This window comes from Paractinoplanes ovalisporus, from assembly GCF_016834655.1.
In the GTDB taxonomy this organism is placed as follows: Bacteria; Actinomycetota; Actinomycetes; order Mycobacteriales; family Micromonosporaceae; genus Actinoplanes; species Actinoplanes ovalisporus.
This window is the reverse complement of the sequence record NZ_JAENHP010000004.1, coordinates 569061-593384: the sequence shown is the minus strand read 5'-3', so window position 1 is coordinate 593384 and position 24324 is coordinate 569061. Positions and strand designations below refer to the sequence as shown.

Here is a 24324-nt window from a genome sequence, read left to right as displayed (position 1 = left end):
ACCGCCTCGCCGGAAGCGAACCGAGGTTCGGGGCGGGGGATGGTCCACGCAGGGATCAAGCCTGACCGCCCGGAGTGGGCCATCCCCCGCCCCGAACCGTCCCACCGCGACCACAAGAAAGCGGCCCGGCGCGCAAAACGCACCGGGCCGCTTCCGTATTACAGGCTTACTCCTCGGTGGCAGTTGCTCCGAGGTCGGCCGGAACCGCGTCGGGAACCGCGACCCCACGGTCGGCGCCGTGGAAGGTCAGCTTCGACTTCTCGACGTTCTCCGGGTCGCCCTCGCAGTCGACCACCACGATCTGGCCGGGGCGCAGCTCGTTGAAGAGGATCTGCTCGGAGAGGGTGTCTTCGAGGTCGCGCTGGATCGTGCGACGCAGCGGCCGCGCGCCCAGCACCGGGTCGAAGCCCTTCTTGGCCAGGTACTTCTTCGCGTTGTCGGTCAGCTCGAGGCCCATGTCCTTGTTCTTGAGCTGGGACTCGATGCGCGACGTGAAAATGTCGACGATCTGCAGGATCTCTTCCTGGCGGAGCTGGTGGAAGACGATCGTGTCGTCGATGCGGTTGAGGAACTCCGGGCGGAAGTGCTGCTTCAGCTCGTCGTTGACCTTGACCTTCATCCGGTCGTAGTTGCTCTCGACGTCTTCCGAGGCCTGGAAGCCCAGGGAGACCGCCTTGGCCACGTCACGCGTGCCGAGGTTGGTGGTGAGGATGATGACCGTGTTCTTGAAGTCCACGATCCGGCCCTGACCGTCGGTCAGGCGACCGTCCTCCAGGATCTGCAGGAGGGTGTTGAAGACGTCGGGGTGAGCCTTCTCGATCTCGTCGAAGAGGACCACGGAGAACGGCTTGCGGCGGACCTTCTCGGTCAGCTGGCCACCCTCGTCGTAACCGACGTAACCGGGAGGGGCACCGACGAGGCGGGACACCGTGTAGCGGTCGTGGAACTCCGACATGTCGAGCTGGATCAGCGCGTCTTCCGAGCCGAAGAGGAACTCGGCCAGCGCCTTGCTGAGCTCGGTCTTACCGACACCGGACGGGCCGGCGAAGATGAACGAGCCGGAGGGGCGCTTCGGGTCCTTCAGACCGGCCCGCGTGCGCCGGATCGCCTTGGAGACGGCCTTGACCGCGTCTTCCTGGCCGATGACCCGCTTGTGCAGTTCATCTTCCATGCGGAGCAGACGGGAGGTCTCTTCCTCGGTCAGCTTGTAGACCGGGATGCCGGTCCAGTTGCCGAGGACCTCGGCGATCTGCTCGTCGTCGACCTCGGACACGACGTCGAGGTCGCCGGCCTTCCACTCCTTCTCCCGCTGCGCCTTCTGGCCCAGCAGCTGCTTCTCCTTGTCACGCAGCTGGGCGGCGCGCTCGAAGTCCTGCGCGTCGATCGCGGACTCCTTGTCGCGACGCACCTGGGCGATGCGCTCGTCGAAGTCGCGGAGGTCCGGCGGCGCGGTCATCCGGCGGATGCGCATCCGGGCGCCGGCCTCGTCGATCAGGTCGATCGCCTTGTCGGGCAGGAAGCGGTCCGAGATGTACCGGTCGGCCAGCGTCGCCGCGGCCACCAGGGCGGCGTCGGTGATGCTGATCCGGTGGTGGGCCTCGTAGCGGTCGCGCAGACCCTTGAGGATCTCGATGGTGTGCGCCAGCGACGGCTCGCCGACCTGGATGGGCTGGAAGCGGCGCTCGAGAGCGGCGTCCTTCTCCAGGTGCTTGCGGTATTCGTCGAGGGTGGTGGCACCGATGGTCTGCAGCTCGCCGCGGGCCAGCATCGGCTTGAGGATGCTCGCCGCGTCGATCGCGCCCTCGGCGGCACCCGCACCCACCAGGGTGTGGATCTCGTCGATGAACAGGATGATGTCGCCCCGGGTGCGGATCTCCTTGAGCACCTTCTTGAGGCGCTCCTCGAAGTCACCGCGGTAACGCGAGCCGGCGACCAGCGCGCCGAGGTCGAGCGTGTAGAGCTGCTTGTCCTTGAGCGTCTCGGGCACCTCGCCCTTGACGATCGACTGGGACAGGCCCTCGACGACCGCGGTCTTGCCGACGCCCGGCTCACCAATGAGGACCGGGTTGTTCTTGGTGCGGCGGGACAGCACCTGCATGACCCGCTCGATTTCCTTCTCGCGCCCGATGACCGGGTCGAGCTTGCCCTCGCGGGCGGCCTGGGTCAGGTTGCGTCCGAACTGGTCGAGCACCAGCGACGTCGACGGCGCGGCCTCGCCCGCCGCCGCACCGGCCGCGGCCGGCTCCTTGCCCTGGTAGCCCGAGAGCAGCTGGATGACCTGCTGACGGACGCGGTTGAGGTCGGCGCCCAGCTTCACGAGGACCTGGGCGGCGACGCCCTCACCCTCGCGGATCAGGCCGAGCAGGATGTGCTCGGTGCCGATGTAGTTGTGGCCGAGCTGCAGCGCCTCACGCAGCGACAGCTCGAGAACCTTCTTGGCGCGGGGCGTGAACGGGATGTGCCCGCTCGGCGCCTGCTGACCCTGGCCGATGATCTCTTCGACCTGCTGCCGCACTCCCTCGAGGGAGATGCCCAGGCTCTCCAGAGCCTTGGCGGCGACGCCCTCACCCTCATGGATCAGGCCGAGCAGGATGTGCTCGGTCCCGATGTAGTTGTGGTTGAGCATCCGGGCCTCTTCTTGGGCCAGGACGACAACCCGTCGCGCTCGGTCGGTGAACCGCTCGAACATGCCCTCGTGCTCCTCACGTGCCGTGCGCCAATGTCTGGCGGGGCCAGCGCACGGGCATCGGTGATGCCCGCACTAATAACTCTATCGCCGCCGGGTGGTCTTGCTGGGCCCTCGCGGCCCCTCGAAACCGTCCGCAACGTTGATTTAGCCAACTTCGCACGCTCAGAGCCTGTTCCCCCAGCCGAACGGCTACGCGGACAGCGAAATTGCCGATCCGTCATCCACAGCCTGTGGACAACGTTGTCCCCACCTGTGGATAACCCTACGGGGGCACGACGAAGATCGAGCGAAAAGCAGCGGGTCCGAGCAGTCTGGCGTCGCTTCGCTCCGCGGGCGGGCGCCTTGTAACCGACGAGAAGACGCGCTGGCCGCAGCGACTGCAAACCCCACAGTCGTTGCGGCCAGTGCGTCTTCTCGTCGGCGGCACCCGCGGCACAGTGTGCGGCGGACCCTGCTGCGTCTTGTCCGGGGTGGTCGGGTCAGTTACGACCCGGTCCCTTGGCGTGGAACTCGTCCACGATCTCCTGCGGGATACGACCCCGGTCGGAGATGTCCTTGCCGGCCTTCTTGGCCCACTCCCGGATCGCCTTGTTCTGCTCGCGGTCGGCGGTCGCACCGCCGCGGCCCCGGGCGGCCCGGCCGCCGACGACGACCCCGCCGCGGGCGACCTTGGCACCGGCCGCTACGTACGGGTCGAACAGCTCCCGCAATTTGGTGGCGTTCTTCTCCGACAGGTCGATCTCGTACTGAATGCCGTCGAGAGCGAACTTCACCGTCTCGTCGGCGTCGCCCCCGTCGATGTCATCGACCAGCTTGTGAATGATCTGCTTGGCCACGCGCCGTTATCCTCCCGAACACAGGTTCTCCCCACAGCAACGCACAGACAATAACGCCAAGGCGCAGTCGCCCGTCAATGGCGGTCGGAACATTTCCGCGTTTGGATTTCCGCCGGGCCGGCAGAACTTACTCCGGACGGACCAGCGGGAAGAGGATCGTTTCCCGAATGCCGAGCCCGGTGAGCGCCATCAGAAGCCGGTCGATTCCCATTCCCATCCCGCCGCTGGGCGGCATTCCGTACTCCATGGCACGGAGGAAATCCTCGTCCAGCTGCATCGCCTCGGCATCGCCGCCGGCCGCCAGCAACGACTGCGCGAGCAACCGCTCACGCTGCACCACCGGGTCGACCAGCTCGGAATAGGCGGTGGCCAGTTCGAAGCCGTTCACGTACAGGTCCCACTTCTCGGTGAGGCCCGGCGTTTCCCGGTGTGCACGGGTCAGCGGAGCGGTCTCTTCGGGATAATCCCGCACAAAAGTCGGCGCCTGCAGGGTGTGCTGGACCAGGTGCTCGAACAGCTCCTCGACGAGCTTGCCGGGGCCCCACTTCGGGTCGACGGAAAGGTCGTGCTTTTCGGCATACCGCTGAAGTTGCGCGATATCGGTCCCGGGCGTGACTTCTTCGCCGAGCGCGTCGGAGAGAGAGCCATAGAGCGTGACCGTCGCCCACTCGCCGCCGAGATCCAACTCGGCGCCGTCGAAGTGCGTCACTACGTGTGATCCGGCGACTGCGAAGGCGGCTTCCTGAATCCACTCACGCGTCTGCTGTTGCATGACGTTGTAGTCCGCGTACGCCTGGTAGGCCTCGAGCATCGCGAACTCCGGAGAGTGGGTCGAGTCCATACCCTCATTGCGGAAGTTCCGGTTGATCTCGAAGACGCGGTCGATGCCGCCGACGACGGCCCTCTTCAAAAAGAGTTCGGGCGCGATCCGCAGATAGAGATCGGTGTCGAGAGCGTTGCTGTGCGTCACAAACGGACGGGCGGTCGCGCCACCGTGCAGCAACTGCAACATTGGCGTTTCCACCTCGAGATAATCGCGGCGGAAGAGCGATTCCCGAAGACTGCGCACGACGGTGGCCCGGGTGCGGACGGTGTCACGCGCCTGCGGGCGGACGATCAGATCCACGTACCGCTGACGGACCCGGGTCTCCTCCGAGAGCGGCTTGTGCGCCACGGGCAGCGGGCGCAACGCCTTCGCGCTCATCGCCCAGCTGTCGGCGAGCACGGACAGCTCACCCCGGCGGCTGGTGATCACCTCACCGGTGACCGAGACGATGTCGCCCAGGTCGACCAGCTGCTTCCAGTCGGCCAGGCGCTCCTCGCCCACCTTGGCCAGCGAGAGCATGGCCTGGATCTCGGTGCCGTCGCCGTCGCGCAGGGTGGCGAAGCAGAGCTTGCCGCCGTTGCGGATGAAGATGAGCCGGCCGCTGACCGAGACCTGGTCGCCGGTGGCGGTGTCGGTCTCGAGGTCGGCGTACTGCTCCCGCACCTGCTTCAGCGACACCGTCCGGGGGACAGTCACCGGGTAGGGGGACACCCCTTCGGCGAGCATCCGGTCCCGCTTCGACCGGCGGACCCGCATCTGCTCGGGAAGGTCCTCGGCGGGATCAGGGACGGGCACATTCTGCTCGGTCACGGCACGACTCTCTGTACGAGTGGATAAGGCCGCTAAAGCCTACTCAGCCGCGCTCAGACGTTCCGCTCATATACCATCCGCAGCCCGATCAGCGTGATCATCGGCTCGTGGGCGGTGATCGTCTTGCACTCGTCCTTGACCAGCCAGGCCAGCCCGCCGGTGGCGATCACGGCCTTGACCGGGCCAATCTCGTCGATCATGCGGGTGACGATGCCGTCGACCTGACCGGCGAACCCGAAGTACATGCCGGACTGCAGGCACTCGACGGTGTTCTTGCCGATCACCGACTTGGGCTTGGCCGGCTCGACCTTGCGCAGCTGGGCGGCCCGGGCGGCGAGCGCGTCGAACGAGATCTCGATGCCGGGCGCGAACGCCCCGCCCAGAAACTCGCCCTTCTCGCTGATCACGTCGAAGTTGGTGGTGGTGCCGAAGTCGACCACGATCGACGGACCGCCGTAGAGGGCGTGCGCGGCCAGGGTGTTGACCACGCGGTCGGCGCCGACCTCCTTGGGGTTGTCGATGGCCAGCTGGACACCGGTCTTGACGCCCGGCTCGACGACCACGTTGGGCAGGTCGCCGTAGTAGCGCGCGAGCATCGTGCGCAGGCTGCGCAGGGCCGCCGGCACGGTCGAGCAGGCGGCCACCCCGGTGATCTCGACGGCGTCGCCGGCCAGCAGGCCCCGGAACATCAGGCCGAGCTCGTCGGCGGTGGACCGGGCATCGGTCTTGATGCGCCAGTTGTGCACGAGCTTGTCGCCGTCGAACGTCGCCAGCACCGTGTTGGTGTTGCCGATGTCAATGCAGAGCAGCACGGGGTAACCCTTTGTCTCGGGCCCCGGCGGTCAGCGGGGGCGCAGATCCATGGCTATGTCGAGGATGGGGGACGAGTGGGTCAGGCCGCCGACCGAGAGGTAGTCGACACCGGTCGCGGCGTAATCCGGAACCGTCTCCAAGCGTAAGTTGCCGGTCGCCTCGAGCTCGGCCCGGTCGCCCACCTCGGCGACCACCTCGCGCAGCAGGTCGGGCGTCATGTTGTCGCAGAGCAGGAACGTCGCCCCGGCCTCGACCGCCTCGACCGCCTCGGCCACCGTGGTCACCTCGACCTGCACCGGGATCTCGGGGAACTTCTCCCGTACGAGGCGGAACGCGGCCGTGATGCTGCCGGCGGCCAGCTTGTGGTTGTCCTTGATCATGGCCACGTCGTAGAGGCCCATGCGCTTGTTGGTGCCACCGCCGACCCGGACCGCGTATTTCTCCAGGTAGCGCAGGCCGGGCGTGGTCTTGCGGGTGTCGAGCACGGTGGCCTTGGTGCCGGCCAGCGCGTCGGCCCAGCGGCGGGTGTATGTGGCCACTCCGGACATGCGGCTGAGCAGGTTGAGCGCCGTCCGCTCGCCGGTGAGCAGGGCCCGCGTCGGGCCGGTGACCACGGCCAGCACGTCGCCACGCCGGACCCGGTCACCCTCGGCGACGCTCTGCTCGAACGTGGCCACGTGGCCCGACGTGTCGTTGAAGACGATCGCGGCGACCGGCAGCCCTGCCACCACGCCATCGGCCCGCGCCACCAGCTCGGCCGTGTCGACCTGGTCGGCCGGAATAGTGGCCTCGCTGGTCACGTCGTGCGGCGGCGAGCCCAGGTCTTCGGCCAGGGCCGTGCGGACGATCATTTCCACTTCGGCTACGTCGAGCTCGTTCATGGATCCCCCTGTGATCAGGCCATCTCTTCGAAGGTCTGTGCAAGCCCGGCCTTGCGGTCGAGCAGGTGCAGCAGGTGGCCGCGCCACTCGTCCTCGGCGACCGGGAAGTCTTCGCGCCAGTGGCAGCCACGCGTCTCACGGCGGGTGCGGGCCGCCGCCACCAGCACCGTCGCGACCGTGAGCAGGTTCGTCGCCTCCCAGGCGGCGTTGCGGGGGGTGTCGCGCTGCTCGGCCAGGCGGGCCAGTTCCTTGGCGGTGGCGCTCAGCGAGTCGGCCGAGCGCAGCACGCCGGCGCCCCGGGTCATCGAGCGCTGCAGCTCGGGGCGGACGGCCGGGGACACGACCCAGCCCGGATCGGCCGGCGTCGGCGCCGGGTCGGCCTGGGGTGGCAGGTCGCGGGCGATGTCGTCGGCGATGCGCCGGGCGAAGACCAGGCCCTCCAGAAGGGAGTTGCTGGCCAGACGGTTGGCGCCGTGCACGCCGGTGCAGGCGACCTCGCCACACGCGTACAGGCCGGGAATGCTCGTGCGCCCGTGCAGGTCGGTGCGGACGCCGCCGGACGCGTAGTGGGCGGCCGGGGCGACCGGGATCAGCTCGGTCGCCGGGTCGATGCCGGCCGCGCGGGTGGACGCGACGATGGTCGGGAAGCGCTGCTCGAGGAAGTCGCGGCCCAGGTGGCGGGCGTCGAGATAGACGTGGTCGGCGCCGGTGGAGCGCAGCACCCGGTGGATGCCCTTGGCCACCACGTCGCGCGGGGCCAGCTCGGCCAGCTCGTGCTGACCGACCATGAACCGCTTGCCGGTCTCGTCGACCAGGTGGGCACCCTCGCCGCGCAGCGCCTCGGAGATCAGCGGCCGCTGCACCGAGTTGACCGTCGAGGTGACGAACGAGGTGGGGTGGAACTGCACGAACTCGACGTCGGTGACGACCGCGCCGGCGCGCAGCGCGAGGGCCACGCCGTCGCCGGTGGAGACCGACGGGTTGGTGGTGGAGGCGTAGATCTGGCCCATGCCGCCGGTGGCCAGCACAACCGCGCGGGCCAGGATCGCGCCGACGCCGTCCTCGCTGCCCTCGCCCAGCACATGCAGGGTGATGCCGCAGGCCCGGCCGTCGGGGGCGCGCAGCAGGTCGAGCACGAGCGCGTGCTCGACCAGGCGGATCCACGGGTCACGGTGGACGGCGTCGTGCAGGGCGCGCTGCACCTCGGCCCCGGTCGCGTCGCCGCCCGCGTGCACGATGCGGTCGGCGCGGTGGCCGCCCTCACGGGTCAGCATCAGCGAGCCGTCGGGGTTGCGGTCGAACGAGGCGCCGAGACGGATCAATTCCCGTACGCGGGCCGGACCCTCCTCGACCAGGACGCGTACGGCGGCGGGGTCGCACAGCCCCACGCCCGCGATCTCGGTGTCGTTGGCGTGGGCGGCCGGGGTGTCGAGCGGGTCGAGCACCGCCGCGATGCCGCCCTGGGCCCACCGGGTCGAGCCGTCGTCGATATTGACCTTCGTGACCACCGTGACGTGCAGCCCCTGCTCGCGCAGGTGCAGCGCCGCGGTCAGCCCGGCCACGCCGGAACCGACGACGAGCACGTCGGTGGTCTCGTTCCAGCCCGGGTCGGCGGCGGCGAGCCGGCGGGGCAGCTCCGGGAGATCGGCGACATGCATCTGCTCAGTACACTCCGCCGGTACGACACCATGCGGCCGGGGTCGGACATTCGTGGTCACCGTTACTTGTACTGGACCGGAAGGCTCTTGACGCCCTTGCCGCGCAGCGACGACGTGAGTTCCATCCCGTCCAGCCAGAGGTAGCAGCGCACACCCCGGTCGCCGTCGGCCCAGACGTCCTCGCCGCCGGGCAGCGAGACCACGCCCGTACGGTATTGCAGGTCGGCGTCCTTGGGCACGCCGACGTAGTCCGCGATCAGGTCGCGGCAGCCGTCGTGGAACTTGGCCCAGGTGGCGTCGTCCTTCGGGTAGTCCAGGTCCTTGGCGTACCAGACCCCCGCGAACTCGCCGTTGTGCTTGGCCGCGCAGCCCACCGCGGGCATGGTGGCGATCGCGCCGTTGCCGTCGAGCTGGATGGCGTAGCAGGTCAGCATCACGTCGGAGCTGCCGTCGGCCAGCGCGTTGCGCAGGCTGCCCTCGCGCTGCACCAGGCCGCCGTCGTCCTCGACCGAGTTCAGCTCCAGCAGCTCGCAGCGGTACCAGCGGGCGCCGCCGCTCCAGGCCGCCTCGGTGGGGTGCGTGACGCCGATCCACAGACGCGCGTTGCGCCACGGCCCGCCGACGAAGGTGGTCGTCTTCTGGTCGCAGACCGAGTAGGCGGCCCGGGCGCCGGCCGAGCCGTCGGCGGGCGGGACGTCGGCGTCCGCGGCCGGCGACTCGTAGGCGCCGACGAACACGGTCTCGGTGCGGTGCCTACCCGAGCAGTCGATCTCCTCGTACGTACCGCGCGGGCCGACCGGGTTGAAGTTGGCGTTGTGGCAGGCGCCCTCGTTGGGCTCGAAGCCGGTCGCCGCCTCCATCGCGCCCCAGCCGTTGGTCAGGTCGCCGTCGACGCCGCCCGGTTTGCCGCAGCCCGCGACGAGCAGCACCGCGGCCAGGACGGCGGCGATGCCGAGCCGGTGTCGCATGAACTCACGCCTTCCCCGCGGGCCACAGATGTCCGATTTCTGATCATATGGCGACCGAAGGCGGGATCAGCGGAGTTCGAGGAATCCATTTCGGGCGGGCCGGCGCTTTCGGGTGCCCAGCGCTATCTGGCGGCCTGCGCTCTCAGGCGGCCCCGGCCCCCAGGGTCAGGGCGACGTTGTCGATCAAGCGGGTGCTGCCGACCCGCGCGGCCACGAGCAGGCGGCCCGGGCCCGCGGGCGGCGGGTCGCCCAGGTCGGCCCCGGTGAGGGCCAGATAGTCGACCCGGACCCCGGGCTCGTCGGCCAGGATCTTGGTCGCGGCGGCCAGCGCGACCGGGGCGTCGGTGTGCGTCGCCCCCTCGCGCAGAGCGCGGGAAAGAGCCAGAGCGGCCCGGCGGTCATCGGCCGAGAGGTATCGGTTGCGGCTCGACATGGCCAGGCCGTCCGGTTCCCGTACGGTCGGCACGCCGGCGATCTCCACGTCAAGTTCGAGATCGGCGACCATGCGGCGGATCAGTGCCAGCTGCTGGAAGTCCTTCTCGCCGAAGAACGCCACGTCGGCCCGGGTGAGCATGAGCAACTTCTGGACGACGGTGAGCATGCCCGAGAAGTGCCCCGGACGGCTCGCCCCCTCGAGGATCCCGCCGAGCGGCCCGGCGTTCATGGTGATCGACGGCGCGCCGGTCGGATAGACCTCGTCCCGGCTGGGCGCGAACACCAGGGCGACGCCCTCTTCCCGGCACGCCTCGACGTCGGCCTCGAGCGTGCGCGGGTATTTCTCGAAGTCCTCGTTCGGGCCGAACTGCAGCGGGTTCACGAAAATCGTGACGATCACGAAGTCGGCGCGCTTCCTCGCCTCGCGCATGAGCACGCGGTGCCCCTCGTGCAGCGCCCCCATGGTCATCACGACCGCGATCTCGCCCGGAACCGGCGCGACGGCGGTCGCCAGCTGGTCGCGCGTGTGGATCAGGTGGGTCATGCGGCACTCCCGATCTCGACCTGGGCCAGGACGTCGAGCAGCCGGGTCGCGTCCTGCGGGCGCAGGCGGCCGGCGGCGATGGCGCGGTCGGCCGTGCGGCGGGCGAGGGTCAGATAGGCCGGCCGGGCCTCGGACGGCATGCGCTCGAGGTGCTTGCCGACGGTGCCGGCGTCACCGCGCGAGACCGGCCCGGTCAGCGCCGCGTCGCCGAGGCGTAGCGCGTTGTCGAGGGCGGCGTGCAGCAGCGGGGAAAGAACGCGCGACGGCTGAGCGATGCCGGCCGCCCGCAGCAGGTCAGCCGCCTCGTTCACGAGCGTGACCAGGTGGTTCGCGCCGTGGGCGAGGGCCGCGTGATAGGTCGGGCGGGCCTGTTCGGCGACCCACTCGGGAACGCCGCCGAGGTCGGCCACGAGCCGGGCCGCGAACACCCGGTCGGCCGTGGTGACACCCCAGGCGATGCCCGGCAGCCGGTCGAGGTCGGAGTCGGCGCCGGTGAAGGTCATCGCGGGGTGCAGGGCCAGGCCCTCGACGTCGCCCAGGACGGCGAGGCCGTGGGCGCCGGAGGTGTGGGCGACCCGCTGGCCGGGGCCCAGCGCGCCGGTGGCCGCGAGGCCGGAGACGACGCTCTCGAGCGCGTCGTCCGGGACGGCCAGCAGGAGTAGGTCGTCGGCGGCCCGGGCGACCTCGTCGGCCGGGAGGATGGCGGCGCCCGGCAGCAGGCGGGCGGCTCTCTCACGGGAGGCGGCGGAGACTGCGGCGGCGGCCACGACGTGGTGGCCGGCGGCCTGGAGTGCGGCGCCCAGGACGGCGCCGACCCGGCCCGCTCCGACCACGCCCACGGTCAGACGCGACGATGCGCTCATGTTCAGATCCAGTCCTCGACAAGGGGGTACCGGTCGAGGCAAGTATGCGCCGCCGTAACACGCCCGTGACAAGACGGTGTGAACAACCCCATGATCGCGGCCCGTCAAGATCACTGGTGTGAACAGGGGCCCGCCCACCGGGGGTCCCCCACCCAGCACCCATCCTAGGGAGAAATGGCGATCTTCAAATCGGGGCTGTGGACAACGCCGGAATGTGGATGACCGCGCCTAGGGTGGGCGGTGTGCAAGGGTGGCGGGCGGCCATGGCGGCCGGGCTCTACGGGCCCGACGGGTTCTTCGTGCGCGGCGATCAGGGGCCGGCCGATCACTTCCGCACCAGCGTGCACACCTCGCCGCTGTTCGCCGGGGCGCTGCTGCGGCTCGTCGAGCGGATCGACGACGCGCTCGGGCAGCCCAAGACGTTCGACCTGGTCGACGTAGGAGCCGGCCGCGGGGAACTGCTCACCCGGCTGCGGCCTCTGCTGCCCGAGCGGATGCGGCTGACCGCGGTCGAGCTGGCGCCGAGACCGGCGGGCCTGGCGGGCGGCATCACCTGGCGGCCGGACATCCCGGACGGGATCGTGGGGCTGCTGGTCGCCACCGAATGGCTCGACAACGTGCCGCTCGACGTGGCCGACCTCGACGACCACGGGCGGCTGCGCAAGGTGCTGGTCGAGCCGTCCACCGGGGCCGAGTCGCTGGGCGGGGCGGTCGACGCGGCCGACCTGTTCTGGCTGCGGCGCTGGTGGGGCGAGCCGGGGCGGGTGGAGATCGGGTGGCCGCGCGACGCCGCCTGGGCCGGCGCGGTCGAGCGGGTAGGCCGGGGGTGCGCGCTGGCCATCGACTACGGGCATCGGCGCGGGGAGCGGCCGCCGCTCGGGTCGCTGACCGGGTTCCGGGGTGGACGGCAGGTCCCGCCGGTGCCGGACGGTTCCTGCGACGTGACGGCGCACGTGGCGATGGATGCGGTGGCGGCCGCGGCCGGGGTCCCGTACGGGCTGATCCGCCAGCGTGAGGCCCTGCGAGCGCTGGGGATCGACGGCGCCCGGCCACCGTTGGATCTGGCTCGCAGCGACCCGGCGGGTTATGTGCGCGCGCTGGCCGCGGCGGGGGCGGAGGCCGAGCTGATCGAGCCGGCGGGACTCGGCGGGCACTGGTGGCTGCTGCACAGCATCGGGCTGGGCGAGCGTGGGAGCATGCTCCTGTGACCGATCAGCTGCGCGAGATGACTGTGGGCACCGGCGCCGGGCTCGAGACGGCCGACATGGTGCTCAACATCGGCCCGCAGCACCCCTCGACCCACGGCGTGCTGCGGCTCAAGCTCACGCTCGACGGCGAACGGGTGGTCGCGTGCGAGCCGATCGTCGGCTACATGCACCGCGGCGCCGAGAAGCTGTTCGAGGTGCGGGACTACCGGCAGATCCTGGTGTTGGCCAACCGGCACGACTGGCTGTCCGCGTTCTCGAACGAGCTGGGCGTCGCGCTCGCCGTCGAACGGCTGATGGGCATCGAGGTGCCGGAGCGCGCGACCTGGCTGCGGATGGCCCTGGCCGAGCTGAACCGGGTGCTCAACCACCTGATGTTCCTCGGTTCCTACCCGCTCGAGATCGGCGCCATCACGCCCATGTTCTATGCGTTCCGCGAGCGTGAGACGTTGCAGGCGGTGATGGAGGAGGTCTCCGGCGGCCGCATGCACTACATGTTCAACCGGGTCGGCGGTCTCAAGGAAGAGGTGCCGGCGGGGTGGACCGGGCGGGCGCGGGAGGCCATCCGGACCGTCCGCACGCGACTGCCCGACCTGGACAACCTGATCCGGCGCAACGACATCTTCCTGGCCCGTACGGTCGGGGTCGGCGTGCTGACGGCGGAGCAGGCGGCCGCGTACGGCGCCTCGGGTCCGGTCGCGCGCGCCAGCGGACTCGACTTCGACCTGCGGCGCGACGAGCCCTATCTCGCGTACGACGAACTGGACGTGCCCGTGGTGACGCGGAGCTCGGGCGATTGCCACGCCCGGTTCGAGGTGCTGCTGGAGCAGACGTTCGTGTCGCTCGACCTGGCCGAGCAGTGCCTGGACCGGGTCGACCGGATCTCGGGGCCGGTCAACGTGCGACTGCCCAAGGTGGTCAAGGCGCCGGAGGGGCACACGTACGCCTGGACCGAGAACCCGCTCGGCATCAACGGCTACTACCTGGTGTCGCGGGGTGAGAAGACGCCGTGGCGCATGAAGCTGCGCACCGCCTCCTACGCGAACGTGCAGGCGCTGGCCACGCTGATCCCGGGCTGCCTGGTGCCCGACCTGATCGCGATCCTGGGGTCGATGTTCTTCGTGGTCGGCGACATCGACAAGTAGTTATGGACGGCGGTGGCCCGGGTCGGGTGAGTAGCCGTTGTACTGGGCGAAGTCGCTGAGCGAGCCCACGTTGGTGTCGTTGGCCGAGGGCCGGTGCCGGCGGGCCTTGTAGTGGGGGTCGCCGGTCGTGGTGCCGGGCTCGCGGGGCGGCGGGCCGTAGTCGGGCTCGTCGGAGTAGCCGTAGTCGCCCTGGTCGGAGCCGCCGTAGTTGGGGGCGCCGTAGCCGTTGTACTCGTCGGAGTCGAAGTCGTTGCCGCCACCGCCGTACGTGCCGCCGGTGGGCGTGCCGTAAGCGCCGCCGCCCGCGGGAGCGCCGTAGACGCCGGGGCCCTGGGCGGCGTAGCCGGTGCTCGCGCCGAAGTCCTCGGCGAGCGAGTCGGGCTGGTGGCCGTACGCACCGGCGGGTCGCACCGAGGCCGAAGCGCGCGGGGGCGCCGGGGGCGGGATCGGGGCCGCTCCGCGCTGCCGGGGGACCTGGGGCGGGGGCGGTGGGGGCACCGACGCCGCGGCCGAGGCGACCGCGCGGCCGCCGGTCGAGGAGCCGGGCGGATTGATCGGGCGGCCGCCGGTGGTCAGGCCCGGGCCGGTGCGGGACGGTGGGCGCACCGCCGCCGACGCGACCGGGACGCCGGCCCGGCCACCGGCCGGGGGCCGGGGGCTGCCCATGGGCGGCGGACCGGCCGGCATCGGGGGCGGCTGGGGCGCGTAGTCGTCGGCGGGGTAGTCGTTCTGCGGGTAGTCGTCCTCGACGTAGTCGTTCGCGAACGGGTCGGGGTATTGCCCCTCGGCGGGCAGGTCGGAGAAGAAGCCGGACGGCTCCTCCTCGGGCTGCTGCCGCATCATGGCGGGCGCCGGAACGTGCGCGGGCATGGGCATGGGCGGCGGCGGTGCCTGATGCGGCGGCCCGCCGCGACCGAACTCGGCACGCAACTCGCGGCGGAGGGTCGCCACCTCTTCGGCGACGCGCTCCTCGACGTCCATCCGGCCGAGCACCGGATCGCTGCGGACCAGCACCGACGCGCCGATGGCGACGATGGCGACCGCGAGGAGCAGCATCGCGAACCGCACGGAGTTGGAACTCTGGCCGAGCAGCACAACGGCCGCGGCCAACGGAGCGAGCAGAACACCCGCCCAGATGAGGCCGCGGAGCAGGCGTGCGTTACCCGCCACGGATTCCCGGTCCGGCATGGGCGCCGATACTACCCAGAGGTCCCGATCGGGCAAATGTTCGACCGAGGAGCTTCAGATGGTCCAAATCTGGTGCTTAACCGGACAAACCACGATCGGTGCTGGCCAGCGCCCTGGGCGAGAGGAACTGCAGGCCGGGGCGTGACTTTAGGGAAGATCGGCGGACACCGACCGTGATCGAACCGCCGGGCCCCGGACGAGGCCCGGCGGTCGAAGTGTTCGCAGCTGCGAACTGTTGCCGGGGGTCTATCGGGTGCCGCGGTAGCCACCGAGCGTGGCGAACCCGACGATCCAGCCGACGAAGAGCCCGTACGCGGCGCCGTTGCCGGCCGCCTGGAACGCGCCCAGCAGCGACGGGTTGGCCAGGAACAGGGTGGTCAGCAGCGCGGCGAAACCACCGGCGAAGATGTACGACGCCCAGCCGGCGAAGAACTGGCTGATCGTGCCGCGGGCCCGGGCCAGCTGCGATCCGGGCAGCAGGAACAGGAACAGCAGCGTGAGCAGGACCAGCAGGATCGCCTTGAGGTCGCCGACCAGGATGTCGCGCAGCGAGTCGCTCGAGTCGAAGGACCAGCGGGGCCAGGCGAGCAGGCGCAGCCACCAGCCGCCGGCCGTGTCGGGGTTGGTGTTCTCGCTGGCCCACTCCGCGTACCACGGGCTGCCGAAGACGAGAACCAATATGAGCGCGGCCAGCGTGCCCGCACCAGGCGCAGACTTGTAACGGTTACCGAGAGCCATGCGCCGCTAGTTCCCAGAGCGGCGGCCTTTCCAAACGACGGGCTTGGATGTGCCGCCCGGCTCTCAGTCGCTCTTGGCGTGGCGGGGGCGGTGGTGGGACGGGCTCTGCAGGTAGTCGATGAACGCCGCGCGCAGCAGGGGCTCGCTCTCGCCGTAGCCGTGGCCCTCGAGCTCACGCCACAGCGCGACCGCCTCGTCGACCGTGGGGCCGATCGAGTTGGGGGCGCCGTCGAGCTGGGCGGCCTCGTCGGCGTTGGGCAGATGCTTGAAGACAGACCAGAAGAAGCTGATGTCGCGCCGTTCCCGCGCCAGGGAGAAGGCGCGCTCACGCAGCTCCTCGGTGGGCAGGGCGTCCAGCTCGGCGAAGCTTTCAGTGGTCATGGGCAAAAGCATAGGCGGCACGGCCGGACGATCACCGGCTGGTTCCCCACGGACCCGCGTCCCAACGGTCCGTACGGGGTGCGGTGGTCGCCGGCGACCAGGTCTCGGGCAGGTCGGGCGACCAGTTGGCGCTGGTCGTGGTGGCCGCCGCGTTCCAGTCGGCCGGGGCGGCCGAGGTCAGCGGCCGCCCGTACGTCTCGACGAGCCTCGTGACGACCAGGCCGCCCGCGAAGACGCAGGCCGCGATGGCGTAGAGGGCGATGTCGAAGTTGCGCCGGTCGGCGTAGTCGAGGAACAGCGTGAGGGCCGCGACCGCGAACAGCGTGCCGAACAGGCCGCCGCGCCGCCCGTAGGCGCTCGTGCCGGCGAGCATGGCCAGGCCGATCGCGATGCCGGTCCACTCCAGGCCGGTGCCGGGCACGACCGGGGCTTCGGACCGGGCGGTGAACAGCATGCCCGCCCCGACCGCGAAGGCCGAGGAGAGGATGAGCGCGCCGAGCACCGGGAAGGCGACGGCGGGGCCGCGGCGACGGGCCGGGTCGCCGGTCGGGCGCATGCGGCCGAGCCATCGGCGGACCGGCGTGGCCGTGCCGAGGGCGCCGCCGAGCACGGCCAGCAGCGCGAACCCGCCGAAGAGGAAGAACGCCTGGTCGGTCGGGTCGTAGGTGCCCTGGACGGCGACCGGCGCGACCCGCAGCTGGTCGAAGACGATCACGCCGAGGGCGGCGGCGAGCGTGGCCGCCCAGCCGGGCACATGCAGCACGAGGATGACCAGCGCGATCACGATGGCGCCGGCCACGGCGAAGACCAGCGCCGGCACCAGGGCCTTGACCAGGCCCTGGTCGCCCTGCTCGGCGTATTGGAAGGAGGCGGCCAGGGCGATCGGGCCGAGCGCCAGGTTGGGCACACCGGCGCGCAGGCTCAGGCCCGCGCCCAGGGTGAGCAGGCCGATCGCGGCGCCGGTGATGAGCAGCTGGTCGAGGTCGGGGCGCTTGAGGCTGGCCGGGTCGAGGCGCCAGAGCAGGAAGCCGATCGCGGCCGCGGCGACCAGCAGCACCACCTCCCACCCGAGGTGGATGCCGAGCCGGTCGCGGCCGTCCTCGTCGGCCTCGGCCCGGCGCAGCACGTCGGCCGTGGTGTCGCCGACCCCGTCCAGCTCCTCGGCCCGCCGGCGCTGCTCGGCCGCGGCCAGGGTGTTGGCCCGGTAGGCAGCCGGATCGGTGGGCGTGGGCTCCTCGGTCTGCCGACGGTAGGTCGCCTCGTCGTACGCCATCGCCGTGCCTCCTCGTGTGCGTCCCCCGTGCGGCGGAAGACGCACGCCGAAATCCGTCGGGCGCATGCCCGTACGCAGAGCATACGGATACGAGTCGGTCTCAGTTCAAGGCCGAAAAGTGGGGGGCCGGACCGGACTCAGAGGATGCCGGAGGGGCGGTCCGAGTCGTCCTCGTCCTTGGTGTCGGGCTGCTCCGGAATGCGGCACGAACGTTCCAGCCAGAGGGCCGCGCCGATCAGCGCCGCGGCCGAGATCACTCCACCCACCGCCACCGGCAGGTCGCCGTGGGCGGCGTCGGTCGGCTCCATGGCCAGCCAGGCCAGCAGGCCGGCCGAGAACCCGGTGGAGATCGCGCCGACCAGCGAGGACGCCTTGGCCAGGGCCACGTAGCGGGCGACCGCGAGCGGGTCGACGCGGGGCGTGCCGGGCTTGCGCTGGATGCGGGCGGCCGTGTTCTGCGCGAGCAGGGCCTCGGCCACGGCCAGCACGGCCAGCACGATCACCGGTGACCACGGCAGGTCGGGCAGTGTCGCGTACGAGAAACTCAGCAGCAGCCAGCCCACGGCGGCGGCGCCGAGGCCCGCGACGATCAGCACCGAGATGCTGGTCGGGCGCATCGACGGGTCCGACTTGGGCGCCTGCGGGTTGCTGCTCACGCCACCGACTCTAATGCGATATCGGGCCGAGGGGTCAGCGCGGCGACGTCGTCCGCCAGCCGGGGGTCGTCCAGCAGGGCCGCGACCGGTCCGTGGCCGGGCAGGTCGGCGGCGGGTTCGACGTCGTGCCAGGGGCCCAGCACGAAGGCCCGCAGGTGTGCGCGGGGATGCGGCAGGGTGAGTTCGGGGTCCGCGCTGAGCACCGGTCGGCCGTCCGCTTCCCACACGGCGATGACGTCGACGTCGAGGGTGCGCGGGCCGAAGCGGCGCTCCGGATCCCGTACGCGGGAAGCCTTGGTCTCGGCCGCACGCGCGCGTTCCAGCCAGTCGCGCGGGGTCGCCGCCGGATCCGAGACAAGAACAACAGCGTTCAGGTACGCCGGTTGGTCGGCATCCCCCCAGGGCGGTGTCTCGTAGACACCGGAGACACGCTCGACCGCGCCGCCGAGCACCCGCAACGCCTCGCGCAGGTGCTGTTCGCGGTCGCCCAGGTTGCTGCCGAGCGAGAGGACGGCCCGGGTCACGCCCGGCTCCGGCGCCGGGTGACCGCCACGTCGGCGAACTCGAGCGGGATCGGGGCCTGGGGCTTGTGGACGGTGACCTCGGCCGCGGACACCCGCGCGTCTTCCAGGCAGGCGTCGAGCAGGCGGTCGGCCAGCGTCTCGATGAGGTTGACCGGCTCGCCCCCGACGATCCCGGCCAGACGCTCGGCCAGCACTCCGTAGTGCACCGTGTCGGCGACGTCGTCACTGGCCGCGGCCGGGGCGAGGTCGAGATCGAGGCGTACGTCGATCACGAAGTCCTGGCCCTGTTCCCGCTCGAAGTCGAGGACGCCGTGCCGGCCGCGCACCCGCAGCCCGCTCAGCGTGATCCGGCCGTCCACGTGCTCACTCCTGCTCATTCACCCGATCCTTGTTCACCGGCGGTCACCGTGGCTGGATCTTGGGCGCACCCGTGGCACGCCACACAGCGAGCGCGTCGGCGGTGGCGGTGACATCGTGCACACGTACGCCCCAGGCCCCGGCCGCCACGGCCAGGACCGACGTGGCCAGGGTCGCCGCCTCGCGCTGCTCGACCGGGCGGGGATCGCCATCGGGACCGGCCAGCAACCGGCCCAGATAGGTCTTGCGGCTGGCCGCGAAGAGCACCGGGTGACCCAGGCCGACCAGGACGTCGAGGTGGGCGCTGAGGGCCCAGTTGTGCTCGGCCGTCTTGGCGAAGCCCAGGCCGGGGTCGAGGATGATCTGTCCCGGGTCGACACCGGCGGCCAGCGCGTCGTCGACCCGTTGGAGCAGTTCGTCGCGCACCTCGGCGACGACGTCGGTGTAGACCGCCAGCTCGGTCATGTGGCGGGAGTGCCCGCGCCAGTGCATGAGGATCCACGGGCAACCGGCCTCGGCCGCCACGCGGGCCATGTCCCGGTCGGCCAGGCCACCCGAGACGTCGTTGATCGCCACCGCGCCCGCTTCCAGGGCGGCCCGGGCGACCGCGGCCCGGGTGGTGTCGATGCTGAGCGGCACTCCGGCCGCCGCCAGGGCCCTGATCACCGGGACCACGCGCGAGATCTCGGTCTCGGCGTCCACCCGACCGGCCCCGGGCCGGGTCGACTCCCCGCCCACGTCCACGATGTTCGCACCTGCGTAGTGGAGGTCGATGCCATGCTCGACCGCGGCCTCCACGTCCGTGTATTTCCCGCCGTCCGAGAAGGAGTCCGGAGTGACGTTGAGGATGCCCATCACGACCGGGTGATCCACATGCATCAACGCGCGGCCCGCGACCTGCGCATCCGTCGGCTCAGTCGTCACGGCACGAGGGTACGGCGGTCGGGGTTGTCGCACGTGCGTACGATGGCCCGTAACTCAATTTCACGCACGCCATCACCTTGCGTAACGTTTCGGACGCTTGTAGCCAAGAACGGCGGGCCGTACTCTTCGGAACTGGGCATCATTTGTAGGAACCGGAGAGAGCAGACGAGCATGGCAATGCCCGAACGGCTCACTCGACGCGCAGGGTGGGAAGTAGCACGATATGGGCGGTGCCGTGAGGCTTCACAACTGCAGCGTGTCCGGAATCCCCTAGCCGGGCACGGGGAGGTTTACCAATGATCGCCACTGAGCTCGCCCAGCAGGCCGCGGCCGTGCTCCAGCAGGCCACGCTCGCTGCGCCCGAACCCAAGGGCATCAACACCGAAGGCATCGTCACCTTCTTCGCCAGCAACATCGCGCCGATCCTGCTCGCGGTGCTCGGCGTGATCTTCATTGGACGAGCCAGCCGCGGTGAGATCTCCAAGGTTCTGACCAGTTCGGCCATCGCCATCGTGGGCCTGGCGTTCATCGCCGGCGCCGCGACACTGTTCTTCGTCGGCGATGCCCTGATCAAGTTGATCTTCAACTGAGATGCGGCTTCGTACCGACGACGACATCTACCGGGCGAGGCTCGTCTATCTGGGCCCCCCGGGCTACACCCTGCCCATCCACCTGCCGTACGCGCAGTACGGCATGTTCGTGGCGCTGGTTCCGCTCTTCATGTTCCTGCACTACCTGATGACCTTCGAGTTCGATCCCTTCCCGGCGTGGGAGATCGCGCTCGCCATGGTCACGACGTCGTACGTGTTCCGGCATGTCGACCCCGACCGGCCGGCCCGGGTCGTCATCCGCACCGCGCTCACCGACTGGCGCCGCACCCGCGAGCCCGCGGTCGAGCGCCGCGACCCGAGACTTGTCGCCACTCGCATCCGGGTTCGGGAGGAGTTGGTATGACCAGTTCTGTCGCACGCTCCCTCGGGGCCGACGCATGACCGGACCTCTTCCGCACGGGCATCCCCGCGCGGATGCCGACATCCAGGGCAGGCAGGGTAACGGAGTGCGCTCGAACCGCTACCCTCCGAACGAATCGGCCGACGAGGCCGCCGAGGAGTTCGTCGCCGCGCCCGGGCACGGCGCGGTGGGTGTCTTCCAGTCCCCGCAGCCGGTGCGGCCGCGCGGCGGGCCGGTGGACAACACGCTCGACATCGATTCACCGTTCCTCGACCTTTTCGGCGGGGCTGCTCCGCCGAGCCCGGTCTCCTCGGCCCCGGCCGCGCCCGCTCCGGCGGCCGAGGCCGAACCCGATCTCGATTTCGACTTCGGATTCGACTTCGACGACCGGCCGACCGACCCCAACGGCGCCGCTCCGGTGTCGACGCCGCCGACGGCCCCGGCCCCGGCCGCGCCGGCCGTGGAACCGGAGCCGGTCGCCTTCGCCCCGACGCCCACTCCGGTATCCGAGCCACCCGTCGCCGGGCCTCCGATCTCCGAGCCGCCGGCCTTCGAGCCGTCGGCTCTGGAGCCGCCCGTTGCCGGGCCGCCGATCGCCATGCCGTCGGCACCCGGGCCGCGCGTCTCCGATCCGGCCGACGACCGGGACGGCCCCTGGGGCGCTCAGGAACCGTCCACCCCGTACAGCCGGGCGCCGATCGGGCCCAAGGCCGACTTCTTCCAGGAGTCCGGCGCCGCGGCCGACCCCGACCTCGACGAGTGGCCCGACTTCGACAACTGGCCCGAGAACCCGCAGGTGAGTGCCGCACCGGCCACCACGACCGGCCCGGTCTCGGCGGCTCCGGTGTCGACTCCCCCGCTGTGGCAGACCGTGGGCGGCAACCAGGCGCGCCCGCCCCAGGCGGGGCCGGTCGAGGCGTACGCGCCGCAAGCGCAGCCCCCGGCCGAGATCGCGCCGGCCGAGGCTCCGCTGCCGGTGCCCGCCACCGAGAAGGCGCCCGCCAAGCGCAAGGAGAAGGCTCCCGCCCGGCGCAAGAAGGAGCCCAAGAACCTGCCCGCCCAGCGGGTCAAGCAGCCCAAGCCGGTCGCGCTGCGGCCGCACAAGCTCAAGTTCAACGACCGTGACCCGGTCATGGAGCTGGAGATCAGCGAGATCGCCGGCCACCTGACCTTCACCCAGAGCACGGTCACGGCCTGGTACTACCTGCCCGAGGTGCGGTGGGCGTTCCGGCCCGACGCCGAGCGCGAGGCCCTGCTCAGCGCGATCTCCGAGCAGTACGCGGGACTGGCCGGCTTCCGGCTGCACCTGCGCCGCACCAACCGGCCCTTCCCGGCCGACGAGTGGGCGCGCACGGTCGACTCGTTCACCGCGAAGCCGCTGCCCGACGTGCGCGGCGGCATCTCCTGGTCCGACCACCTGGTGGCGGCCCAGCGGCACCTGCTCTCGGTCAACCACGCCGAGGGCCAGACCTACCTCGGCGTGACGTTCGCCCGGCGGTCCCTCGGCGACACGTTCTCCGAGCGCATCCTGCGGATGTTCGGCCGCGGCACCTCCGACAGCGAACGGCGCAAGCTGGGCCGCACGGTCGAGCAGTTCGACGAGGTGCTCAACGCGTTCGGCATGCGCGGCCGGCGGGTCACCCCGCAGGAGCTGGAATGGCTGCTGTTCCGCTCGGTGGCGCTGTGCATGGCCCCGCCCGGGCCGCTCAGCCCGGTCACCAACGGGCAGTGGGACACCGGCGACCTGCTCGCGCTGACCGAGCAGGTGGAGCGCTACCGGACGCCGTACGGGTCGACCGTGAAGTTGGTCAACCGCATGACCGGCGAGGAAAGGCACGTGGCGGTGCTGTCGGTCGGGCGGATGGAACCGCTCGAGATCCCCGAGAAGCACGAGCCGTGGCTGCACTTCCACGAGCGTCTGCCGTGGCCGATGGAGATCTCGTCGCGCCTCGACATCCTCGGCTCGGGCAGCTCGTTCAAGAACCTCGAGCACCGGCTCCGGATGATCCGCTCGCAGCAGCTCGACTACGCCGAGCACGGTATCGACGCCCCGCCCGAGCTGGAACGACTCGCCAAGCGGGCGCTGGTGATCGGCGACGAGATGACCACCGGGCTGCCGGTCGAATCGGCCCGCGCCCACGGCTGGCACCGGATCGCGGTCGGTGGCGCCACCCGCGAGGAATGCCTCGAACGGGCCCGGCGGCTGATCCAGCTCTACTCGCGCGAACTGCGGATCTCGCTGCAGCACCCGAAGAACCAGGACCAGCTGGCCCGCGAGTTCATCCCGGGCGAGCCGATCGCGAACACCGGCTACGTACGGCGCATGCCGGTGAAGCTGCTGGCCGCGGCCCTGCCCCAGGCCGCCTCCACGGTCGGCGACCGGCGGGGCGACCTGATCGGGCGTACGGCGGGAACCTGTCGCCGGCCGGTCTTCCTCGACCTGCACTTCCCGATGGAGGTGCGCGAACGTTCCGGTCTCGGGGTGTTCGTGGCCGAGCCCGGCGGTGGCAAGTCGACACTGATGGGCGCGCTGGGCTACCTGAACGCCCGTCGCGGCGTGCAGGTCACGCTGCTCGACCCGTCCGGCCCGCTGGCCCGGCTCTGCCAGATGCCCGAGCTGCGCCCCTACTCGCGCGTGCTCAACCTGACCGGCTCGGAACAGGGCACGCTGGCCCCGTACGCGCTGATCCCCACGCCCGTCCGCTCGGAGTTCCCGACCGGGCCGGGCGGCGACCGCGAGTACGAGATCTCGGTCTCCAACGCCCGCGCCGAACGCCGCATGCTGGTGCAGGACATCTGCTCGATGCTGGTGCCGCCGCAGGTGGCCAAGGAGGCGTCGACGGCGACGCTGCTGCGGCACGCCGTGCGCCAGGTGCCGGCCGAGGAATCCTCCACCCTCGACGACGTGGTCCGCACCCTCCAGGGCCTGGACGACGAGGGCCGCGAACTCGCGAACCTGCTGCTCGACACGGCCGAGATGCCGCTGGCGCTGCTGTTCTTCGGATCGCCGCCGCAGCACCTGCTCGGCGCCGACGCCGCCCTCACCGTGATCACGATGGCCGGGCTGCGCCTGCCCGACCTGAAGATCGAGCGCGAGTACTGGTCGGCCGAGGAATCGCTGGCCCTGCCGATGCTGCACACGGCCCACCGGCTCGCGGTGCGGCGCTGCTACGGCGGCTCGATGTCCTCGCGCAAGATGGTCGGCCTCGACGAGGCGCACTTCATGGAGGGCTGGCGCTCCGGGCGGTCGTTCCTGGTGCGCCTCGCCCGCGACTCCCGCAAGTGGAACCTGGCGGCGTTGGTGGCCTCGCAGAACCCGCGCGACATCCTCGGTCTCGACGTGCAGAACCTGGTGTCGACGGTCTTCGTGGGGCGCATCGCGGAGGACCAGGAGATCGCCTCCGAGGCGCTGCGGCTCCTGCGGGTGCCGGTGCACGACGGGTACGAGGCGACGCTGGCCTCGCTGTCCCAGGTCGACACGGCGTCGTCCTCGCGGCTCGGGTTCCGGGAATTCGTGATGCGGGACGTCGATGGACGCGTGCAGAAGGTACGTGTCGACGTGTCGTACGTTGAAGGTCTGCTGGAGCACCTCGACACGACGCCGACGGCCGCCAAGGCGCCGGCGATTCCGATGTCGCCGTCCGACCTGGAGGTTTGAG

At 70.8% G+C, this 24324-nt stretch carries 22 protein-coding genes; 5 read left to right on the top strand and 17 right to left on the bottom strand.

What is annotated here, in order from left to right; translation table 11 throughout:
* Nucleotides 1-166 precede the first annotated feature (166 nt).
* From JIG36_RS16815 to JIG36_RS16775, 9 genes are all read right to left on the bottom strand, one after another.
* Nucleotides 167-2689: an ATP-dependent Clp protease ATP-binding subunit gene (locus JIG36_RS16815; protein WP_203377190.1), complete on the bottom strand. Its 2523-nt coding sequence runs from the start codon at nucleotides 2687-2689 to the stop codon at nucleotides 167-169.
* A 479-nt stretch (nucleotides 2690-3168) separates the two neighbouring features.
* Complete coding sequence (locus JIG36_RS16810) at nucleotides 3169-3525, bottom strand: histone-like nucleoid-structuring protein Lsr2 (protein ID WP_203377189.1); 357 nt, start codon at nucleotides 3523-3525, stop codon at nucleotides 3169-3171.
* Nucleotides 3526-3652: 127 nt separating this feature from the next.
* Nucleotides 3653-5161, bottom strand: coding sequence for a lysine--tRNA ligase (lysS, locus tag JIG36_RS16805; RefSeq protein WP_203377188.1), 1509 nt, complete (start codon nucleotides 5159-5161; stop codon nucleotides 3653-3655).
* A 53-nt stretch (nucleotides 5162-5214) separates the two neighbouring features.
* A complete protein-coding gene (locus tag JIG36_RS16800; RefSeq protein ID WP_203377187.1) occupies nucleotides 5215-5973 on the bottom strand; it encodes a type III pantothenate kinase in 759 nt (252 codons plus the stop codon).
* Nucleotides 5974-6003: 30 nt separating this feature from the next.
* Nucleotides 6004-6855, bottom strand: a complete 852-nt coding sequence (nadC, locus tag JIG36_RS16795) for a carboxylating nicotinate-nucleotide diphosphorylase (RefSeq protein WP_203377186.1) — start codon at nucleotides 6853-6855, stop codon at nucleotides 6004-6006.
* 14 nt (nucleotides 6856-6869) lie between these two features.
* On the bottom strand, nucleotides 6870-8513 hold the full coding sequence (locus tag JIG36_RS16790) for an L-aspartate oxidase (RefSeq protein ID WP_203377185.1): 1644 nt from the start codon (nucleotides 8511-8513) through the stop codon (nucleotides 6870-6872).
* Nucleotides 8514-8575: 62 nt separating this feature from the next.
* Nucleotides 8576-9481, bottom strand: a complete 906-nt coding sequence (locus tag JIG36_RS16785; RefSeq protein ID WP_203377184.1) for a septum formation family protein — start codon at nucleotides 9479-9481, stop codon at nucleotides 8576-8578.
* A gap of 142 nt (nucleotides 9482-9623) precedes the next feature.
* Nucleotides 9624-10460: a pantoate--beta-alanine ligase gene (gene panC / locus JIG36_RS16780; RefSeq protein WP_203377183.1), complete on the bottom strand. Its 837-nt coding sequence runs from the start codon at nucleotides 10458-10460 to the stop codon at nucleotides 9624-9626.
* Entirely contained in the window at nucleotides 10457-11323 is an 867-nt protein-coding gene (locus JIG36_RS16775) for a Rossmann-like and DUF2520 domain-containing protein (protein WP_203377182.1), read from the bottom strand. Before JIG36_RS16775 ends, panC begins: the two co-directional genes overlap by 4 nt.
* A 263-nt stretch (nucleotides 11324-11586) precedes the next feature.
* Here JIG36_RS16775 and JIG36_RS16770 point away from each other — a divergent pair, with 263 nt between their 5' ends.
* On the top strand, nucleotides 11587-12531 hold the full coding sequence (locus tag JIG36_RS16770) for an SAM-dependent methyltransferase (RefSeq protein ID WP_203377460.1): 945 nt from the start codon (nucleotides 11587-11589) through the stop codon (nucleotides 12529-12531).
* A 17-nt stretch (nucleotides 12532-12548) separates the two neighbouring features.
* Entirely contained in the window at nucleotides 12549-13673 is a 1125-nt protein-coding gene (locus JIG36_RS16765; RefSeq protein ID WP_203377459.1) for an NADH-quinone oxidoreductase subunit D, read from the top strand.
* Here JIG36_RS16765 and JIG36_RS16760 read toward each other — a convergent pair whose 3' ends face one another.
* From JIG36_RS16760 to folP, 8 genes are all read right to left on the bottom strand, one after another.
* Nucleotides 13674-14861, bottom strand: coding sequence for a hypothetical protein (locus JIG36_RS16760; protein ID WP_203377181.1), 1188 nt, complete (start codon nucleotides 14859-14861; stop codon nucleotides 13674-13676).
* A 246-nt stretch (nucleotides 14862-15107) separates the two neighbouring features.
* Nucleotides 15108-15599 carry a hypothetical protein gene (locus tag JIG36_RS16755; RefSeq protein ID WP_203377180.1) on the bottom strand — a complete coding sequence of 164 codons (492 nt, stop codon included), beginning with the start codon at nucleotides 15597-15599 and terminating at the stop codon, nucleotides 15108-15110.
* Nucleotides 15600-15662: 63 nt separating this feature from the next.
* Nucleotides 15663-15980, bottom strand: a complete 318-nt coding sequence (locus JIG36_RS16750; protein ID WP_236047123.1) for a hypothetical protein — start codon at nucleotides 15978-15980, stop codon at nucleotides 15663-15665.
* 31 nt (nucleotides 15981-16011) lie between these two features.
* Nucleotides 16012-17253 (bottom strand): ABC transporter permease, encoded by a 1242-nt coding sequence (locus tag JIG36_RS16745; protein ID WP_203377179.1) that lies wholly within the window; start codon nucleotides 17251-17253, stop codon nucleotides 16012-16014.
* Between the two features lie 137 nt (nucleotides 17254-17390).
* On the bottom strand, nucleotides 17391-17870 hold the full coding sequence (locus tag JIG36_RS16740) for a DUF3180 domain-containing protein (RefSeq protein WP_203377457.1): 480 nt from the start codon (nucleotides 17868-17870) through the stop codon (nucleotides 17391-17393).
* Nucleotides 17871-17905: 35 nt separating this feature from the next.
* Nucleotides 17906-18433, bottom strand: a complete 528-nt coding sequence (gene folK / locus JIG36_RS16735) for a 2-amino-4-hydroxy-6-hydroxymethyldihydropteridine diphosphokinase (protein ID WP_203377178.1) — start codon at nucleotides 18431-18433, stop codon at nucleotides 17906-17908.
* Nucleotides 18430-18792, bottom strand: coding sequence for a dihydroneopterin aldolase (gene folB, locus JIG36_RS16730; protein WP_203377456.1), 363 nt, complete (start codon nucleotides 18790-18792; stop codon nucleotides 18430-18432). Before folB ends, folK begins: the two co-directional genes overlap by 4 nt.
* A 43-nt stretch (nucleotides 18793-18835) precedes the next feature.
* Nucleotides 18836-19669 (bottom strand): dihydropteroate synthase, encoded by an 834-nt coding sequence (folP, locus tag JIG36_RS16725; protein WP_236047423.1) that lies wholly within the window; start codon nucleotides 19667-19669, stop codon nucleotides 18836-18838.
* Between the two features lie 341 nt (nucleotides 19670-20010).
* Between folP and JIG36_RS16720 the strand changes: the two genes are divergently transcribed.
* From JIG36_RS16720 to JIG36_RS16710, 3 genes are read left to right on the top strand one after another with little or no spacing between them, the layout of a single operon-like run.
* On the top strand, nucleotides 20011-20304 hold the full coding sequence (locus JIG36_RS16720; RefSeq protein ID WP_184954644.1) for a hypothetical protein: 294 nt from the start codon (nucleotides 20011-20013) through the stop codon (nucleotides 20302-20304).
* A 1-nt stretch (nucleotide 20305) separates the two neighbouring features.
* Nucleotides 20306-20668: a hypothetical protein gene (locus tag JIG36_RS16715; RefSeq protein WP_202990866.1), complete on the top strand. Its 363-nt coding sequence runs from the start codon at nucleotides 20306-20308 to the stop codon at nucleotides 20666-20668.
* Between the two features lie 34 nt (nucleotides 20669-20702).
* Complete coding sequence (locus JIG36_RS16710) at nucleotides 20703-24323, top strand: ATP-binding protein (RefSeq protein ID WP_236047119.1); 3621 nt, start codon at nucleotides 20703-20705, stop codon at nucleotides 24321-24323.
* Nucleotide 24324 lies beyond the last annotated feature (1 nt).